The following is a 345-nucleotide window of genomic DNA, read 5'->3' on the forward strand; positions in this document are numbered from 1 at the left end:
CCCAGCGCCGCCATCGCCAGCATCACGAAGGCCCTTGCCGCCTGCTTGCCCATCACCTCGCCGTACTTCTCTCCCGCGCTCCGGATGCCGTCGAACGTGTCCGCGTCCCTCACCTCCGCCGCCAGCACCCTCCAGCCCTGGATGAGACTCCACACCGTGTCCCAGCCCAGGTACGCAATCAGCGCCACCGTCAGCGTCGCCGCCACTCCCTTCGACAACAGCGGCTCCGGCACCAGCCACAGGCTGAAGTACACCGCCCCTGTCATCACCAGCAGCGACACCGTCGCCTCGGGGTCCACCATCCCCTCCAGCGCTTCGGCCGTCTCCTCCCATACCGAGTCCAGC

At 68.4% G+C, this 345-nt stretch carries 1 pseudogene; it reads right to left on the minus strand.

The features are described 5' to 3' along the window. Positions 1 to 345 (minus strand): annotated as a pseudogene (locus tag D7X55_RS42755) (hypothetical protein); the annotation flags it as partial.

Source organism: Corallococcus sp. AB049A (genome assembly GCF_003668885.1).
In the GTDB taxonomy this organism is placed as follows: Bacteria; Myxococcota; Myxococcia; order Myxococcales; family Myxococcaceae; genus Corallococcus; species Corallococcus interemptor.